This is a genomic window from Variovorax saccharolyticus (assembly GCF_030316765.1).
Classification (GTDB): domain Bacteria; phylum Pseudomonadota; class Gammaproteobacteria; order Burkholderiales; family Burkholderiaceae_C; genus Variovorax; species Variovorax saccharolyticus.
In genome coordinates this window covers 228,716-243,964 of the sequence record NZ_JASZYT010000010.1, presented here as the reverse complement: position 1 = coordinate 243,964, position 15,249 = coordinate 228,716, and the positions used below count along the sequence as shown (strand labels likewise).

The 15,249-nt window shown below is 68.7% G+C and carries 17 protein-coding genes; 13 read left to right on the top strand and 4 right to left on the bottom strand.

What is annotated here, in order from left to right; genetic code table 11:
- Positions 1-114 precede the first annotated feature (114 nt).
- Positions 115-702, top strand: a complete 588-nt coding sequence (locus QTI45_RS27675; RefSeq protein ID WP_286656610.1) for a hypothetical protein — start codon at positions 115-117, stop codon at positions 700-702.
- Positions 703-724: 22 nt separating this feature from the next.
- On the opposite strand, the gene QTI45_RS27670 is transcribed toward QTI45_RS27675, so the two are convergent.
- Positions 725-1,339 (bottom strand): response regulator transcription factor, encoded by a 615-nt coding sequence (locus QTI45_RS27670; RefSeq protein WP_286371559.1) that lies wholly within the window; start codon positions 1,337-1,339, stop codon positions 725-727.
- A gap of 10 nt (positions 1,340-1,349) precedes the next feature.
- Positions 1,350-3,179: an ATP-binding protein gene (locus QTI45_RS27665; protein ID WP_286656609.1), complete on the bottom strand. Its 1,830-nt coding sequence runs from the start codon at positions 3,177-3,179 to the stop codon at positions 1,350-1,352.
- A gap of 386 nt (positions 3,180-3,565) precedes the next feature.
- On the opposite strand from QTI45_RS27665, the gene QTI45_RS27660 reads away from it, so the two are divergent.
- From QTI45_RS27660 to QTI45_RS27605, 12 genes are all read left to right on the top strand, one after another.
- Positions 3,566-3,961, top strand: coding sequence for a hypothetical protein (locus QTI45_RS27660; protein WP_286656608.1), 396 nt, complete (start codon positions 3,566-3,568; stop codon positions 3,959-3,961).
- 148 nt (positions 3,962-4,109) lie between these two features.
- Entirely contained in the window at positions 4,110-5,594 is a 1,485-nt protein-coding gene (locus QTI45_RS27655) for an arylsulfatase (RefSeq protein ID WP_286371556.1), read from the top strand.
- 70 nt (positions 5,595-5,664) lie between these two features.
- The gene (locus tag QTI45_RS27650) at positions 5,665-6,138 is read left to right on the top strand and encodes a (2Fe-2S)-binding protein (protein ID WP_444813318.1); all 474 of its coding nucleotides are present in this window, start codon (positions 5,665-5,667) and stop codon (positions 6,136-6,138) included.
- Between the two features lie 8 nt (positions 6,139-6,146).
- The gene (locus tag QTI45_RS27645) at positions 6,147-8,381 is read left to right on the top strand and encodes a xanthine dehydrogenase family protein molybdopterin-binding subunit (protein WP_286656607.1); all 2,235 of its coding nucleotides are present in this window, start codon (positions 6,147-6,149) and stop codon (positions 8,379-8,381) included.
- Positions 8,382-8,386: 5 nt separating this feature from the next.
- Positions 8,387-8,611, top strand: coding sequence for a hypothetical protein (locus QTI45_RS27640; protein ID WP_286656606.1), 225 nt, complete (start codon positions 8,387-8,389; stop codon positions 8,609-8,611).
- The gene (locus tag QTI45_RS27635; RefSeq protein WP_286656605.1) at positions 8,604-9,167 is read left to right on the top strand and encodes a cupredoxin domain-containing protein; all 564 of its coding nucleotides are present in this window, start codon (positions 8,604-8,606) and stop codon (positions 9,165-9,167) included. The genes QTI45_RS27640 and QTI45_RS27635 overlap by 8 nt, the downstream gene beginning before the upstream one ends.
- Positions 9,130-10,770, top strand: a complete 1,641-nt coding sequence (locus tag QTI45_RS27630; RefSeq protein WP_444813317.1) for a cbb3-type cytochrome c oxidase subunit I — start codon at positions 9,130-9,132, stop codon at positions 10,768-10,770. Before QTI45_RS27635 ends, QTI45_RS27630 begins: the two co-directional genes overlap by 38 nt.
- Positions 10,767-11,594 carry a c-type cytochrome gene (locus tag QTI45_RS27625; RefSeq protein ID WP_286656604.1) on the top strand — a complete coding sequence of 276 codons (828 nt, stop codon included), beginning with the start codon at positions 10,767-10,769 and terminating at the stop codon, positions 11,592-11,594. Before QTI45_RS27630 ends, QTI45_RS27625 begins: the two co-directional genes overlap by 4 nt.
- Positions 11,595-11,757: 163 nt before the next feature.
- Positions 11,758-12,252, top strand: a complete 495-nt coding sequence (locus QTI45_RS27620) for a hypothetical protein (RefSeq protein ID WP_286656603.1) — start codon at positions 11,758-11,760, stop codon at positions 12,250-12,252.
- A gap of 110 nt (positions 12,253-12,362) precedes the next feature.
- Positions 12,363-12,776 carry a hypothetical protein gene (locus QTI45_RS27615; protein WP_286656602.1) on the top strand — a complete coding sequence of 138 codons (414 nt, stop codon included), beginning with the start codon at positions 12,363-12,365 and terminating at the stop codon, positions 12,774-12,776.
- Positions 12,777-12,888: 112 nt separating this feature from the next.
- Entirely contained in the window at positions 12,889-13,257 is a 369-nt protein-coding gene (locus QTI45_RS27610; RefSeq protein WP_286371553.1) for a response regulator transcription factor, read from the top strand.
- Between the two features lie 29 nt (positions 13,258-13,286).
- Complete coding sequence (locus QTI45_RS27605) at positions 13,287-13,715, top strand: cell envelope biogenesis protein TolA (RefSeq protein ID WP_286656601.1); 429 nt, start codon at positions 13,287-13,289, stop codon at positions 13,713-13,715.
- Between the two features lie 54 nt (positions 13,716-13,769).
- Here the strand turns inward: QTI45_RS27605 and QTI45_RS27600 are convergent, their stop codons facing one another.
- Together QTI45_RS27600 and QTI45_RS27595 are read right to left on the bottom strand one after the other, a co-directional pair.
- Positions 13,770-14,189, bottom strand: a complete 420-nt coding sequence (locus QTI45_RS27600; RefSeq protein ID WP_286656600.1) for a YidH family protein — start codon at positions 14,187-14,189, stop codon at positions 13,770-13,772.
- A 132-nt stretch (positions 14,190-14,321) separates the two neighbouring features.
- On the bottom strand, positions 14,322-15,194 hold the full coding sequence (locus QTI45_RS27595) for a hypothetical protein (protein WP_286656599.1): 873 nt from the start codon (positions 15,192-15,194) through the stop codon (positions 14,322-14,324).
- Positions 15,195-15,249 lie beyond the last annotated feature (55 nt).

The window sequence follows — 15,249 nt, the reverse complement described above, 5'->3', positions numbered from 1 at the left end:
GCGCCCGGCATCGCAATCATGAAAATCCGCAGGGCGGAGTGCGAGCGATCACTGCGATCAGGCCTGTGGTGCGGCGAGCGCCCCGACTACCCGGACGTGAAAGGAAAACCTGAAATGAAAGCAGCCCAGTACACAGTTCTCGCGCTGGCTTCGGCGCTGGCCTTCGGCGCGCCGGCCCTGGCGCAGCCGAGCACGCCTTCGAGCACTCCCAAGGTGCTGGATGTCCGCGACCTGCTGAAGGAAGTCTCGATCTCCGCGCTGGTGACAGCGATCGATCCGAAGAACCGCATCGTGACGCTCAAGGGGCCGGAGGGCAACGAATTCGCGGTCATGGTCGATGCGCGGGTCAAGAACCTGGCCCAGGTCAAGGTCGGCGACATGGTCGATGCCACCTACATCCAGTCGGTGGCGCTGGACTTCCAGACCGGCAACGGCATCCGCATGGCATCGTCGACGGCGGCCGTCGACCGCGCCCAGGTCGGTCAGCTGCCCGGCGGCGCTGCGATGAAGCAGACCACGATGGTGTCGAACATCTGGGCCATCGACCAGGCCAAGGGCACGGTGATGGTCCGGGGTCCCTTCGGTCACTTCACCGAGGTGAAGCTGAAGGACCCGGCCATGCTCAACGGCGTCAAGGTCGGCGACCAGATGAAGATGACCATCACGCAGGCCATCGCCACGTCGATCGTCAGGAAGTCCTAGCCGGCTGCCTGCGCGCGGCGGCCTATTCGGACGGAAGCTGGATGTTCAATCGCAGCAGCTCGGTGATCGAGTTGACGTTCAGCTTCTCGAGCAGCCGGCTGCGATGCTGCTCGACGGTGCGGTGGCTGATCGCGAGTTCCTTGGCGATGACCTTGCTCGGCAAGCCCTTGAGCGCCAGCGACATCACCTCGCGTTCGCGATCGGTCAGGGCCGCGACCCGCTTGGCCAGGCCCTGGTTCGCCTCGGCCGCCGGTGCCGCCCGGATGCCGGCGTCGCGCCGCAGGGCCTCGTCGATGGCGTCCAGCAGCTGTTGCTCGCGGTAGGGCTTCTGCACGAAGTCGACGGCGCCGTCCTTCACCGCCTTGACCGCCATCGTGATGTCGCCATGGCCGCTGATGAAGACGATCGGGATGCGCGCGCCCATCGCGGACAGGCGCTCCTGCAGTGCGAGGCCGCTCATGCGGGCCATGCGCACGTCGAGCACCAGGCAGCCCGGCCGCGACGGATCGAAGCGGTCGAGAAACTCCAGCGCCGAGCTGTGGACCTCGGTGGCGAGGCCGATCGAGTTCACCAGTTCGCGCACCGAGTCGCGATAGGCCTCGTCGTCGTCGATGATGAATACCGTGGGTTCGGTCATTGGCGTGCCCCTATTGGAGCCGTGGCAGCGTGAAGCTGAACCGGGCGCCGCCGCCGGGATTGTGCGAAGCCCAGAGCTTGCCGCCATGGGCCTCGATCAGCTTGCGGCAGATCGCAAGGCCCACGCCGAGGCCGCTCGACTTGGTCGAGTAGAAGGACTCGAAGACCCGCTCCAGGTCGCCCTCGGCGATGCCGACGCCGCGGTCGGCAACCTCGACCCGCACCTCGTCGCGCTCGCCGGCCCGGATCGCGATCGCGATCTCCCTCGCACCGCCCGGCGGCGCGAGTTCGATCGCCTCCATCGCATTGCGCAGCAGGTTCAGCACCACCTGCTGCACATGGATCTCGTCGACGACCACCTCGGGCAGCGGGCTTGCGGCCGGCAGCTCGATGCGGATGTCGCGCAGGTCGCAGTCCATCTTCACCATGCCGACGCATTCGCGCACCGCGTGCTCGATGCGGATCGGCTTCGGGTCGAGCTCGTGCCGCTGCGCCATGCTGCGCATGCGCGTCACCACGTCGCCGGCGCGCGTGGACTGGCCGATCACCTTGTCCAGCAGTTCGGCGACCCTTGGCATGTCGGGCGATGCCTCGGTGGCGCGGTGCCGCGCGGCGATCGCGTAGTTCTCGATCGCGCCGAGCGGCTGCGTGATCTCGTGGGCCAGCGCGACCGACATCTCCCCGGCCGTATGGACCCGCACCAGATGCGCCAGGCGCTCGCGCCAGTGCGCCGCCTCGACTTCCGCGGCGAGCCGGCGGCGCTCGGCAGACTCGCGCGCGTGCAGGCTGCCGAACACCTCGGCGAGCAGCTGGACGCCGGGCAGCAGGGAGTCGGGCCAGGCGTGTTCACGCTGCACCGTCGCGATCGAGAGCGCGCTGGCCGCTTCTCCCGCGACCGGCACCACGAGCAAGGAGCGGATGCCCAGTGCCTTCAGCGTGTCGCGGTCCAGGCGCGCTGCGGAAGGAAGCTCGTCGAGCGTGGCCAGCCTGACCACATGGCCGGCGGCCACGCGGCCGCTGAGCCAGGGCAGGTAGCCGGTTCCGCGCGTGCCCGGTGGCGCCGCGAAGCCTTCGGCATGCCAATGCTGGCCGGGGTCGTAGCGCGCGCCGCTGCCGATCCCCTGCCAGAGGGCGACCCGCTCGGCGCCCACGAATTCGCCGATCTCGCGCAACCCGCGCAAGATGGCTTCGCTCTGCTCGTGGGGCTTGGACATCACCAGCGAAGCCAGGATGCCGCTGGCCAGCCGCTCGAAGCCGATCGCCAGCTCGAGTTCCTCCTGGGCGCGCTTGCGGGCCAGGGCGCTGCCGAAGATTTCCGCCAGCAGCCGCATCCGGCCGAGGAGTTCGTCGGGCCATTCGCGCTCGAATCGGACGGTGCCGAAGATGAGGGCGCCGTGAAGATGTCCCGCCACCATGATCGGCATCATGACCTGCGACTTCAGGCCGCTGCGGCGCCAGCTCTCCTTGTCGACGCCGGCTTCCGGCGGCAGGTCGTCGAGGCGCGAGAACGCGACCGGCCGGTTCGCGATCGCCATCGAAAGCGCCCACGGATGAGAGTCGCGCGCGGGGAGGAACCGCTGCGCGGGCGCGACACCCTGGACCGCATAGGAGTGCGTGACCTCGGCGCTGCCGGTCAGCGTGACGCGCGTCAAGGTCGAGCGATCGATGTCCAGGGCTTTCACGATGCGTTCGAGGCTTTGCGCGATGGCGCGGTCGATGTCGTGAACCGGCACGGCGATGAAAGTGGCCGACAGGTCGGACAGCAGGCGCTCGAAGCGCAGCAGGTCCTGCAGGTTGCGGGGCGCCGGCCGCGCGGAAGATGACAGGGCCAGGGCGGTCATGGCGGTGACGGTCGGCAGTTGGCACGACCTCGCCCCCGCCTCGCGCAGCGAGAGCTGTGAACCGGCGTCGGCAGTGCCCAGGGGCTATCCCGCAAGGTCATGCACCGCGTTCGTTGCGTGGTTGAACATTCCTCCGTCCCACCGCTGCCACGGGTCCATCGCGGCGGGACTCTCCTTATTCGTCGGCGTCAGGAATCGCGGCGGCCATCATCGCCACATCGCGGGGTGGCCGTCAATCCGGCTTTCGGGATAGGCGACTGCCGCCGCCGGGCACCTTTGCGAGCGTGACGCGCTCCCGCTGAGCGCGCAGGGCGGCGCCACGTACGTGGCGCTGCGTAGCCGCCGGGATTGCCGCCGGTCGCGGCGGCTTCGAGAATGTCCGGGTCATGGACCTCATCGTCGACGCCTTCGTCCGGACCTGGACCGACATCACGAGCGGCAGGCACGCGCCGCTGTCGTTCCGCTTCGTCGTCCAGCCGCTGATGGCGGCCTTCTTCGCCTTCCGGGCCGGCCGGCAGGACGCGCGCGAGGGGCGTCCGCTCTACTTCTGGGCCCTGGCGACCGATTCGACCCAGCGCACGACCCTGCTGAAGGAGGCTTGGCGGCACGTGGGCAAGGTGTTCCTGCTGGCGATCGTGATCGATGCGGCCTACCAGTTCATCGTGCAACGCTGGGTGTACCCGGGCGAGGCCATCATGGTGGCCGCCGTGCTGGCGGTGCTGCCCTATCTGGTGGTTCGAAGCCTGATCAACCACGTGCTGCGCTGGAAGTTCCGCAAGTGACGCCACGCCACGTACGTGCTCGTGCGTGGTCACCGGGATAGGCAGGCAGGCCGGGCGGTCATAGCATCCCCCGGCGCACGGTGCCCGCGTTTCACCGTACGCGGCAGCGGCGGGCCATCGCCGATCACTCACCGTGCGAGGAACTACCATGACGAGCAAGCCGAACATCCTGATTCTCTGGGGCGACGATGTCGGTTGGTGGAACATCAGCTACAACAGCCGTGGACAGATGGGCTATCGGACGCCGAACATCGATCGGGTCGCGAACGAGGGCGTCGCCTTCACCGACTACTACGCCCAGCAAAGCTGCACCGCCGGCCGGGCGGCGTTCATCACGGGCCAGAACCCGATCCGCACCGGCCTGACCAAGGTCGGGATGCCCGGCGCCTCGGTCGGGCTGCATGCCGAAGACCCGACCATCGCCGAGCTCCTGAAGCCGCACGGCTATGCGACCGGACAGTTCGGCAAGAACCATCTGGGCGACAAGGACGAGTACCTGCCCACGGTGCATGGCTTCGACGAGTTCTTCGGCAACCTGTACCACCTCAATGCCGAAGAGGAACCCGAGGACCCCGACTATCCGAAGGACCCCGCCTTCAGGCAGCGCTTCGGACCGCGCGGCGTGCTGCGCTGCAAGTCGGACGGCAAGGGCGGGCAGACCATCGAGAACACGGGCCCGCTGACGAAGAAGCGGATGGAGACGATCGACGACGAGACGACGGAGGCGGCGCTGCAGTTCATCGACAAGTGCCACGCCGACCAGAAGCCCTTCTTCCTCTGGTACAACACGACCGCCATGCATTTCCGCACCCATTGCGCCGACAAGCACAAGGGCAAGAGCGGGCAGGGCGACTACAACGACGTGATGGTGGCGCACGACGAGCACATCGGCCAGATGCTCGACAAGCTCGACCAGCTCGGCATCGCCGACAACACGATCGTGATGTACTCGACCGACAACGGCCCGCACTACAACAGCTGGCCCGACGCCGGCATCACGCCCTTCCGGGCCGAGAAGAACACCAACTGGGAAGGCGGCTGGCGCGTGCCCTGCTTCGTGCGCTGGCCCGGCAAGTTCAAGGCCGGCACCGTGGTCAACGGCATCGTCTCGCACCAGGACTGGCTGCCGACGCTGCTCGCCGCGGTCGGTGAGACGGACGTCAAGGAGAAGCTCCTGAACGGCAGCAAGGTCGGCGAGAAGAGCTTCAAGGTGCACATCGACGGCTACAACATGCTGCCCTACCTGAGCGGCGAGACGCAGGCCAGCCCGAGGGAGACCTTCTTCTACATCAGCGACGACGGCGAGATCATGGCGATCCGCATGCACGACTGGAAGGTCGTGCTGATGGAGCAGCGCGCCAAGACGCTGCAGTGCTGGTTCGAGCCTTTCGTCAAGTACCGGGCGCCCAAGATGTTCAACCTGCGGCGCGATCCCTTCGAGCGGGCCGACGAGAACTCCAACACCTACTGGGACTGGGTGATCTCGCATGCCTACATCGTCTATGCGATGCAGGGGACGGTGTCGCAGCAGATCGATGCTTTCGTGAAGTTCCCGCCGCGTCAGAAGCCCGCCGCCTTCAACCTGGACGAAGTGCTGCGCAAGCTCCAGGAGTCGAGTTCCGCGGCTCATTGAGCGTGGCAGCGCCCCCGGGGCAGCCTCCCGGGGGCGATGACGGGCCGGACCTGGCCTTCGGGAGCGGACCTTGACCACCACGACCATCAAGCTGACCGTCAATGGCGAGGCCACGGAGCTTCGGACCGAGGATCCGGCGATGCCGCTGCTCTATGCGCTGCGCAACCAGCTGGGCCTGCACGGCCTGCACTTCGGCTGCGGGCTGGCGCAGTGCGGCGCCTGCACCGTGCACTACGACGGCGAGGCGCTGCGCAGCTGCGTGATGCCGGTCTCGGCCGTGGCGGGGGCCCGGATCGTGACGCTGGAAGGGCTCGGCACGGCCGCGAAGCCGCATCCGCTGCAGCAGGCCTTCATCGCGGAACAGGCCGCGCAATGCGGCTATTGCATCAACGGGATGATCATGCAGGCGGCCGCCTTCCTGGCGAGCAACAAGCGTCCGACCGAAGCCCAGGTGAGACAGGCGCTGGCGGCCAACCTGTGCAAGTGCGGCACCCATGTGCGCATCCTGCGCGCCGTGATGCGGGCCGCGCAGCAGATGGCCTGAGGGCTGCGATGTCCCGCCACCCCCAGCTCTCCCGTCGCGCCATCCTGCAAGGCAGCGGTGCGCTCGTGGTGGGCTTCGCCCTCGGGCCGCCGCCGGAGATCGCGTTCGCGCAAGCGGCGGGCAGGCCCGCTGCGGCCAGGAGCGTCGATCCGGCAGAGGTCGGCGGCTTCCTCGCGATCGACAGCCAGGGAAGCGTCACGCTGTACAGCGGCAAGGTGGAGCTCGGCACCGGCGTGCTCACGGCGCTCACCCAGATCGTCGCCGAGGAACTCGATGTGCCGCTGGAGCGTGTCGCCACGATCCAGGGCGACACGCTGCTCACGCCCGACCAGCATCCGACGGACTCGAGCCTGTCGATCCAGGCCGGCGGCATGCAGATCCGCCGGGCGGCGGCGACGGCGCGCGAGGCCCTGCTGGACCAGGCTGCCGCCCGCCTGGGCGTGGCCAGGGACCAGCTGGCGGTGCAGGCGGGCACCGTGGCGCCGCGGGCGGGCGGCCCGGGCGTCACGTACGCGGCGCTGCTGCAGGGCCGCAGCCTGACGATGAAGCTCGATCCGGCGGTGCGCACCAAGGATCCTAAGGACTACCGGATCGTCGGCAAGCCGGTCCGACGCCTCGATATTCCGGCCAAGATCTTCGGCAGCTTCGAGTTCGTGCACGACGTGCGGGTGCCGGACATGGTGCATGCGCGCGTCGTGCATCCGGCGGCCTTCGGCGCCAGGCTCGAGTCATGGGACGACACGCTCTGCCGCGACATCCCGGGCTATTTGCGCGCCGTGCGCCAGGGCGACTTCCTCGCCGTGCTGGCGAGCGACGAATGGGCCGCCATCCGTGCATCGCGCGCGCTGGTGGCGAAGTGGGGCGCCGCGGAGGGCCTGCCCGACGAGGCTCGCCTCGTGGCCTACATGCGCGGCGCGAAGGTCGATCGCGACGAGGTGCTGCAACGCACGGGCGGGCCGTCGACGCCGGTGGCCGGTGCCGGCCGGCAGTTGCGCGCGAGCTACGACTTCCCGCTGAATACCCATGGCTCGATCGGTCCGTCGTGCGCGGTCGCCGATTTCAAGGACGGCAGGCTCACGGTCTGGACCCCCTCGCAGGCGAGCCACATGCTGCGCGGGCAACTGGCCACCATGCTGCGCCTGCCCGAGGAGCGCGTGCGCTGCATCTACGTCGAGGGCGCGGGCTGCTATGGGCGCAACGGAGCGGACGACTGCTCCTCGGAGGCGGCGCTGATCGCGATGCAGGCCGGGCGTCCGGTGCGGCTGCAATGGATGCGGCACGACGAGCACGGCTGGGACCCGAAGGGGCCGCCGACCTTGCTGGACTACCGCGCGCGGATCGACCCCCAGGGACGGATCGCCGCCTGGGAGGCCGACATCTTCCTGCCCGAGCGGCCGATGAAGCGCTCGGGCGTCACCCTGCTGGGCGCCGTGCTCGCGGGCCTGCCGAAGGCCGGCCCGGACAGCCCCGGCACCCACAACCCCGGCCTGGGCATTCCCTACGACCTTCCCTCGAGCCAGCTTGCGGCGCACTGGCTGCACGACACGCCGCTTCCGGCCGCCTGGATCCGCGCGCCCGGGCGCATGCAGAACACCTTCGGCAACGAGAGCTTCATCGACGACATCGCGGCCGCGACCGGTACCGATCCGTTCGAGTACCGCGTGCGCCACCTGAGCGACAAGCGCGGCCTGGAACTGCTCGAGCGCCTGCGCCGCTTCGCCGGCTGGCAGCCCCGTGGCGCACGCGCGCGCGACACCGGCCCGCTGGCGCGCGGCCGTGGCGTCAGCTACGCGAAGTACGAGCTCGTTCGCACCTACGTCGGACTGGTCGCGGACGTGGCGGTCGACCGGCGCAGCGGGCGGATCCAGGTCGAGCGCGTGTTCGTCGTGCACGACTGCGGCCAGATCATCAACCCGGACGGCTTGCGCAATCAGCTCGAAGGCAACGTCGTCCAGACCGTGAGCCGCACCCTGGTGGAGCGGCTCGCCTTCGATCGCAGCGCGGTCACCAGCCTGGACTGGGCCAGCTACCCGATCCTGACCTTCACGGACGTGCCGGAGGTCGCCATCGACCTGATCGATCGCCCGGGCGAAGCGCCCTGGGGCGCCGGCGAGCCCACCACCTCGGCCGTGCCCTCGGCGATCGCCAATGCGGTGCTGGATGCCACCGGCGCGCACCTGCGCTCGGTGCCGTTCAGGCCGGCCACGGTGCTGGCCGCACTGGCCGCCACCCCGGCGAAGTAGCAGCCATGGACGCCGCCCCGAATCGCGACCCGCCGGACATGGGGCATGTGTCAGCCGCGACGCACGCGGAGAACGTCGCCTTCCACGGCAGTCCGCAAGAGCTGATGGAGATCGCTTGCGCGGGACCGCGCGGTGCGCTGGCGGTGGCCGGCCTGGCCGTGTTCGTCCTGCTGGCGCTGTGGATCGCGTTCTTCTTCTTCGTCTTCGCTCCGCGAGGGTCCCTTGGCTGAGTCGGTCGAGCTGGCGGCTGCGCGGGTCGTCGACCGGTTCGAGCGTCGATGGTCCTGGGTGGTGGCGGGCGTGATCGCCGTGGTGCTCGCGGTCATGGTCTATTCGGGCCTGCACTGGACCGCGATGTCGCCGGCCAGCGTCGAGACCATCGACGCGAGCCGGCTGCACCTGTCGGGCGAGTTCGTCGAGAGCAACCTAGGCACCGAGATCCGGCCCGACCGGACGGCTGTCGTGCGGCTGATCGCGCAGCAGTATTCGTTCGTGCCCTCGTGCATCGTGCTGCCCGCCGGGACGCCCGTGAAGATCCGGGTCACGAGCCCGGACGTCGTCCACGGCTTTCTGGTCACGGGAACCAACGTCAACACCATGGTGATACCCGGCTATGTGGCCGAGGTCCGCACGCGCTTCGACGCGGCGGCCGATCACCTGATGCCCTGCCACGAGTATTGCAGCGTGGGCCACGAGGGGATGTGGGCCCGCGTCAAGGTGCTGGAGCGGGCCGAGTTCGATCGCCTCCATGGCCAGCAGCCGAGGGCATCCTGTGCAGGGCAGTAGCCGCCTCGTGCTGGCCCACTTCTGGGTGGCGTTCACGGCCCTCGCCTTCGCGGTGCCACTGGGTGCGTGGCAGATGCTGGTGCGCAGCCCGCTGCACCGATGGGTCGACCCGGAGCGGTACTACGCGGCCGTCACCGCACATGGCACCACGCTGGCCTACGTGTTCCCGACCCTGATCGTGATGGGCTTCGGCTATGCGGTCTGCGCGGTTTCGCTGGGCCGGCCGATGCACGGCATGCGGCTCGCATGGACCTCGCTGGCCATGGTGTGCGCGGGCGCACTGATCGCACTCGCGACGGTCGCCGCGGGCAGGGCCACGGTGCTCTACACCTTCTACCCGCCGCTGCTCGCAAGCCCCTGGTACTACGGCGGCATCCTGCTGGCGGTCGCGGGCTCGTGGATCTGGGTCGGCCTGATGGTGTGGCACTTCAGGCGCTGGAAGCGCGACCACCCGGGGAGGCCGGTTCCGCTCGCGATGTTCGCCACCACGGCGGGTGCGCTGCTGTGGTCCTGGACCTCGCTGGGCGTGGGCTTGGAGATCGCCTTCCTGATCCTGCCCAACGCCTTCGGCTTGACCGATTCGATCGACGCGGGGCTGGCGCGGATGCTGTTCTCGTGGACCCTGCATGCCATCGTCTACTTCTGGCTGATGCCCGCCTACATCGCGTTCTACGTGCTCCTGCCGCAGTCCGCCGGAGGGCGGCTGTACAGCGACAAGATGGGCCGCATCGCCTTTCTGCAACTGCTGGTCTTCTCGATGCCGATCGGCATGCATCACCTGTTTGCCGACCCGCAGGTCGGCGCCGGCTTCAAGTTCCTGCACGCGGTCTTCACCGGGATGGTGGCGGTGCCGACCTTGCTCACGATCTTCACCATCTGCGCCTCGCTCGAGATCGCCGGGCGCCTGCGGGGCGGGCGCGGCATCTTCGGCTGGGTCGCGGCACTGCCCTGGGAGCGGCCCCTGGTCCTGGCCTCGGGGCTGTCGCTGCTCATGCTGGGCCTGGGCGGGGCGGGAGGGCTCATCAACATGAGCTATGCGCTCAATGCCACGGTGCACAACACGCAGTTCGTGACGGCGCATTTCCACCTGATCTACGGCGGCTCGGTCGTGATGATGTACTTCGCGATCGCCTACGAGCTGTGGCCGCGGATGACCGGGCGGGCGATCGCGCCGAAGCTCATGCACTGGCAGCTGTGGAGCTGGTTCATCGGCATGCTGGTCGTGACGCTACCCTGGCACGTGGTCGGCATGATGGGCCAGCCCCGCCGCATGGCCTACTACGACTTCAGCGATCCGGCGCTGGCGCCGCAGGCGCTCTGGGTCAGCATCTCGGCGGTCGGCGGGGCGATCCTGGTGTTCTCGACCCTGTTGCTGGTGCTCGGCCTGCTCGGCTCGCATCGCGGGCCGGTCAGTGTGCAGCCTCCGCTGCGCTTCTCGCTGGCGCTGCGCCCGCCCTCGCGGCTGCCGGCATCGCTGAACGGCTTCGGCGTCTGGATCGCGCTGGTGGCGGCGTTGACCGTGGTGAACTACGGCTTCCCGATCGCGCAGATCCTGACACTGCAGCGCAGCGGCGTGGCGACCTATCCGGTCGAGGCGCGATGAGCCGCAGCCGCACGCCTGCGGCCCGTGACCACCGCTTCGCGGTGTGGATCGGTACGACCGCTGCACTGCTGGTCGCGGCGGTCGCGGCGGGCTTCGTCTGGCTGCCGGCCAGGCAGGCGGAGGGCGCGGGCGGGCCGGCACTCTGGGATGTGATCTGCAGCGCCATCGGCCTTCCGGTCCGCCATCCGCAGGCGGCCGTCGAAGCCGGGGTGTCGGCCTCGAACGTGGCCTGGACCGCGGCCACGCGGCAGCTTCTGTCCGAGGGCAAGGCGGCCCGGGGCGCCGTGCTCGCAGCCGCCACATGCAACAACTGCCATGGCGCCAACGGCGTCGGCACCGACGCCATCTTTCCGAACCTTGCCGGGCAGAGCCAGGCGGCCATCTACAAGCAGCTGGAGGATTTCCGAAGCGGCAGGCGCGATGCCGCCGTGATGGGTGGGTACGTCTCGGGCCTGTCGCCGCAGGACGTGCGCGATCTGGCGGCGCACTACGCCTCGCTGCCCGATCCCTTCGCGGGCGCTGGCGGCGGGGCCGGCACATCGGCCGATGCGGTGGCGCGTCGGCTGGTGGAGGTCGGCGATCCCCTGCGCGGCATCGCGGCGTGTGCGGCCTGCCATGGACCGCTCGCATTCACGCCCGGAGCGCCCGGCCTGCGAGGCCAGCAGCGGGCCTATCTCGAAGTGCAACTGCAGGCGCTCGCCTCGGGCCGCCGGCACAACGACATCAGCGCCCAGATGCGCAGCGTGGCGCGCCAGTTGACTGGGCAGGAGATCAGCGCCCTCGCGGCCTACTACGCGAGCCCCGGCGTCAAGGGCGATCGATAGCCGGGACGGCGTCGCCGCTGCGCACGGCGGGCGCTGCGTGTCCGTCCACGTACGTGGATTGAGTAGCCGCCGGGATTGACCGTCGTGGGCGGACGGGCCGACGATTCGCTGATCGGTCGGGCCGGGACGCCCGCTCGAATTCAGGTTCCCGCAGGAGGCCATCATGCATGCGGCTTGGACGCTATGGGTTGCGGCGACGGTCCTTTGCGCATTGGCCGGCTGCGCTTCCGATCCCGCGCGCCTGCCCATCGGCTCGACGCGCACCCAGGCCCTGCAGCAACTGGGCAAGCCGACCGCCACCTATGCGCTGCCGGGCGGCGGCGAGCGCTTGCAATACTCGCGCGAGCCTGCGGGCTACCAGGTCGACAACGTCGATCTCGACGCCGCCGGCCGGGTGGTCGCGGTGCGCTCGATGCTGACCTATCCGCTCTACGACAACCCGATCCAGCTGAACAAGTGGACCGAGGCCGATGTGCTGCGCGCCTATGGCAAGCCGTATCAGGTCACTCGCGTGAGCTCCTTCGATGGCGCCGTGTGGAGCTGGCAGTACATCGACAACTACATGCCGCGCCTGTTCTATGTCTATTTCAATCCCACCGGCGTGGTGGTGCGCTACGACACCGGCGAAAACCCCCAGATCGAACTGGGGGGCAAGTAGGCGAGTCGTCTGCGCCACGTACGTGATGCCGGTGGCCGCCCGGATACACCCGGGCGGGCGCGCAGTTCAACATCGCTTCCCGTCAACAAATCTTCATTGGATGAACGACCATGAACCAACGATTCGATGCATTGAAATGCCTGGCCGCTGCAGCCTCGTTCGCAGTGGTCGCCGGCTGCGCGACCGACAGCGCGCTGAGCAACGACAACCTGGCCATCGCCGCCGGCTTCAAGGTCATCACGCCGTCGAAGCCGGACCAGCAGGCCTTGCTGGCCAAGCTTCCGAAGGACAAGGTCTCGCCCGTCAACTACCAGGGCACGACCTACTACGTGCTGCCCGATTCGATGAACAACCTCGCCTATGTCGGCGGCCTGCCCCAGTTCCAGGACTACCAGCGGCTGCGCGTGGCCAAGCAGCTCAGCAACAACAATCTGGAGGCGGCCCAGATGAACGAGATGAACGCCATGGACTGGGGCGGCTGGGGCGGCTGGGGCGGGCCCGCCTTCGTCGGCTTCCGTCGCTAGCGGCGCATCCACGTACGTGGTGCTGCGTGGCCGCCGGGATGGTCGCGCCGCCCGAATGGCAGCACCATGGAGGGCCATCCGGCCCCTTACTGCCTCGGGAGACGCCGAAGCCATGTCCACCACCGTCCACGTCGTCGGATTCAGCGAGGATGAGCGCGCATGGATCGAATCGGCGCTGGGACGAGTCGCCGATGCGCTCGTCTTCGTGGACGACGGCGAGGCCTTTCTCGCCCGGCCGCCCGCTGACGCGAGCCATTGCCTCATTGCCTCCGCCGATGTCGACGAGGCGGCGACGCTGCGGCTGGTGCGCGAACTGAGGCGCCGGGGCGTGGCACTGCCGGTGATCGTGCTGGGTCCGCACAGCGCCTTTCGCACGGCCGTGGACATCGCGCGCCTGGAGTCGACGGACTTCCTGGCGCGGCCGGTCAGCGTGCGCGAACTGCGTGCCGCGGTGCGTCGCGTGCACCCCGATCCGAAGTGAGCTGGCAGTTGCCACGTACGTGTTTGCCCGTGGAAGCCGGTCTGGATTTTGATCCGGCGGAGTTCCACAATGGCCTCGCCGACCGTGAACGCTTCGAAAGGGCCGGCGCTTCAACACACATCGAGGGCATCGCAATGAGAAAACTAGTCGCAGTGATGATGGCAGGACTCTTCGCCGCCGGCGCCTACGCGCAGAACCCGGCGGGCACCTCATCGCAGGAACAGGTGATCACCGACAGCAAGCCGCAGCAGCGGGCACAGAGCAGGGTCGATGCGCGGCCCCAGGGCAAGGTCAAGAAGCCGGGTGGCGATCAGGCGACATCGGCCCAGAGCGACGCCATCGGCACCGGCAGGGCGGCGGCGGCAGGGCAGGCGCGCGCCACGGCGCGCGAGGACCGCAATCCCAACAGGGCGCCGGCCAAGCAGGGCGGCACGCCGGACATGGCAGGGGCGAGGTAGCCGGCGAGGCCACGGACCCGGGCCGCCCGGCGCCACGCGTGGCATCGGGCGCGCTCAAAGCAGCCTGAGGATGATTCCCGCGAAGATGCCCAGGCCGGTGATGGACATGATCAGCGCCATGATGAGCGAGGGCTGCATCAGGTGAAGGCGCATGTCCCGCCGCAAGGACTTGAGCCGCACCCAGTACTCGATGGTGCCCATCACCATGGCCAGGGTGCCCAGGGCGGTCAGGAACAGACCCATGTTGCGCGGCGACTCGGTGGGCGCCGGCATTCCGGCCTGCTGCTGCATGGCTTCGAGCACCTTGTAGATGGTGAAGCCGAAGCTGATCATCGACAGCGCGGTCCTCACCCATGCCATCAGGGATCGATCGGCGGCCATCAGGGTGCGCTCGATGGCCAGGTCGGTGTTCAGCCGCGCCAGGTCGCTGGACGATGCCGGCGGCGGGGCTGAGGAAGTGGGTTCTGCTGGCATACGAATTCCATGCGTGTTCGCGTCGGTCCTTCGACGGCATTGTGCGGATGCCGCAGGCCGATTGCCAGCGCGATGTGCGCCTGGGTGACGGGCGCGTATCGGAGGCCGCCGGGTTTGCAGGGGGCTTCGGCTTCAGGGCCGTTGCGTGCCCTGGCGCTGCCGGTCCGACTGCTTGAGCTTCAGGTACTCGGCCTGGCTGAGATCGTTCAGCTGCCGCGGGTACTTTTCGGTCCCCGAGTACCAGAGCACCAGCCGCTTGTCGAAGGCGTCCGGCGCCTCCGTGTAGGCGTCCACCGCCAGGAAGTAGCGCATCGCGTTGCGCTCCACCAGGCCCAGCATGCCTCCCACCAGCCGGGGTTCGCCGGAGGGCTCCTTGCCGACGGCCGTGAAGCCCACCTTGCCGCGCCCGAAAGTGGCCAGGTAGCCCTTGGACGCCACCCGGGTCGCCGAACTCTGGTCGTAGGCGTAGCTGAAGTGGATGAACGACTTGCCGTTCTCCAACGGGATGCCTTCCAGCGCAATCCGATAGTTGCTCGTGCCGAACGGCCCTTTGCCGGAGTTCAACCGGGCTTCGAAGTAGTCGGGCGTGGCGCTGACGAGGCGGCCGCGAAAGCTCAACTCGAAGGCCTCTTCGACGGGGATGTCATATTTCCGCACCACGCTCAGGGTCAGGGTCTTCTGGCCCGCGTCGATGCGGCAGGCACGGTTGTTGAGGTGGAGCATCATCATCTCGCACCAGCTCTCCGGCTTGTCCAGCGCGGCGCTGACCTTGGCCAGCGGGCGGTCCAGCACGCCGTACACCTCGCCCTTGAGGCTTTGCTGCGTTTCGGCGGAAGTCAGGACCATCGGCCGCCCGAACGGGCTGCTGGCCAAGCTCGGCGCGAGCTTCTCGTAGGACGCACGCAGGGCCGCGGCGCCCGACTGCGCGGCGGCCGGCGGTGCCCATGCGAAGCAGGCCGTTGCAAGGGCCGCCATGAAGGCGGAAAAAAGTCGTCGCATGGACATGGCGAGCACTCCTGACGCATGGCGTGAACCGCGCCGGAAAGGCGCCGGACGCACA

Excerpts from the sequence above, each read along its gene's own strand:
- QTI45_RS27675 (WP_286656610.1), top strand. The coding sequence starts at position 115 with ATGAAAGCAGCCCAGTACACAGTTCTCGCGCTGGCTTCGGCGCTGGCC.
- QTI45_RS27670 (WP_286371559.1), bottom strand. The coding sequence starts at position 1,339 with ATGACCGAACCCACGGTATTCATCATCGACGACGACGAGGCCTATCGC.
- QTI45_RS27665 (WP_286656609.1), bottom strand. The coding sequence starts at position 3,179 with ATGACCGCCCTGGCCCTGTCATCTTCCGCGCGGCCGGCGCCCCGCAAC.
- QTI45_RS27660 (WP_286656608.1), top strand. The coding sequence starts at position 3,566 with ATGGACCTCATCGTCGACGCCTTCGTCCGGACCTGGACCGACATCACG.
- QTI45_RS27655 (WP_286371556.1), top strand. The coding sequence starts at position 4,110 with ATGACGAGCAAGCCGAACATCCTGATTCTCTGGGGCGACGATGTCGGT.
- QTI45_RS27645 (WP_286656607.1), top strand. The coding sequence starts at position 6,147 with ATGTCCCGCCACCCCCAGCTCTCCCGTCGCGCCATCCTGCAAGGCAGC.
- QTI45_RS27640 (WP_286656606.1), top strand. The coding sequence starts at position 8,387 with ATGGACGCCGCCCCGAATCGCGACCCGCCGGACATGGGGCATGTGTCA.
- QTI45_RS27630 (WP_444813317.1), top strand. The coding sequence starts at position 9,130 with ATGGCCAGCAGCCGAGGGCATCCTGTGCAGGGCAGTAGCCGCCTCGTG.
- QTI45_RS27625 (WP_286656604.1), top strand. The coding sequence starts at position 10,767 with ATGAGCCGCAGCCGCACGCCTGCGGCCCGTGACCACCGCTTCGCGGTG.
- QTI45_RS27620 (WP_286656603.1), top strand. The coding sequence starts at position 11,758 with ATGCATGCGGCTTGGACGCTATGGGTTGCGGCGACGGTCCTTTGCGCA.
- QTI45_RS27615 (WP_286656602.1), top strand. The coding sequence starts at position 12,363 with ATGAACCAACGATTCGATGCATTGAAATGCCTGGCCGCTGCAGCCTCG.
- QTI45_RS27610 (WP_286371553.1), top strand. The coding sequence starts at position 12,889 with ATGTCCACCACCGTCCACGTCGTCGGATTCAGCGAGGATGAGCGCGCA.
- QTI45_RS27600 (WP_286656600.1), bottom strand. The coding sequence starts at position 14,189 with ATGCCAGCAGAACCCACTTCCTCAGCCCCGCCGCCGGCATCGTCCAGC.
- QTI45_RS27595 (WP_286656599.1), bottom strand. The coding sequence starts at position 15,194 with ATGTCCATGCGACGACTTTTTTCCGCCTTCATGGCGGCCCTTGCAACG.